Raw genomic sequence first — 1209 nt, 5'->3', positions numbered from 1 at the left:
TGGACTAGATATTGAAGCTCTTAGGGATAAAGTGAGCTCAAGGAAAGCCTATGCTGCAGATCGCATGGAGGAATTAACCAACAAATTTAAGACAGAGGCAGAAAAACGTGGAGCCAAAGTATTTATAGCTAAAACAGGAGACGATGCTAAAGAGTACATCTCAAAGCTAGCTAAAGAAAAAGGGGTAAAAACTATAGTTAAGTCTAAATCCATGGCTTCTGAGGAGATTCACCTTAACGAATACCTAGAACAGCACAATGGAACCGTTGTAAAAGAGACGGATTTGGGAGAGTGGATTATTCAACTAGCAGGGCAAAAGCCTTCCCACATGGTTATGCCAGCGATACACCTGACTAAAGAAGAAGTTTCAGACATATTCAGTAAGGAAGTAGATGAGCGTTTAAATACAGATATTCCGCGACTAGTAAAAGTAGCTAGAAACGAATTGAGAAAATACTTCCTTGAAGCAGAAATGGGCATATCGGGAGCTAATATAGCCGTTGCTGAAACAGGTACATTAGCGCTCTTTACTAATGAAGGAAATGCGCGCTTAGTGACAACGCTTCCTAAGATTCACGTAGCCTTAGTGGGAATGGAAAAACTAGTAGAGAAATTTGAAGATATAAATGCTGTAATGCAGACACTACCGAGAAGTGCCACAGGACAGCAGTTGACTAGTTATGTAACTATGGTAACGGGAGTTACCCCTACTGTAGTTGAAAATGGCTATGGAGAAAAAGAACTACACATCATCCTAATGGATAACGGCCGTACAGAGATGCGAGATGACAAGCTGTTTAAGCAAGCACTTCAATGTGTACGCTGTGCTTCATGCTTAAATGTTTGCCCTGTTTACAGAATGGTAGGTGGACACGTATTTGGTCACGTATACGCAGGAGGTATAGGTACGATCTTGACTGCATTTTTTGACGAAATGAAAAAGACAGAGAATATTCAAGGTCTTTGTATTCAATGCGGTAAGTGTAAAGAGATCTGTCCTGGTAAAATTGACATTCCAGCTCTAATCTTAGACCTGAGAAAGAGATTAGCAAAGGAAAATGGACAATCATTAATGGAAAAAGCTATTTTTGACGGAGTATTGACAAATAGAAGATTGTTCCACTCACTACTGCGAACAGCAAGTAAAACACAAGGGGTAGTGGGAGCAAAAGAAGGTTATATCAGACACCTACCTCTGTTCCTATCGGA

General features: G+C 40.4%; 1 protein-coding gene. It reads left to right on the top strand.

What is annotated here, in order from left to right; translation table 11 throughout:
- Positions 1-1209: lactate utilization protein B (locus GGQ84_RS15475; protein ID WP_429163725.1), on the top strand; the 1209-nt coding region annotated here is incomplete at both ends.

This window comes from Desulfitispora alkaliphila, assembly GCF_050433185.1.
GTDB lineage: Bacteria > Bacillota > Desulfitisporia > Desulfitisporales > Desulfitisporaceae > Desulfitispora > Desulfitispora alkaliphila.
Note: the sequence above shows the minus strand (reverse complement) of the source record. Positions and strands in the feature narration are given on the sequence as shown.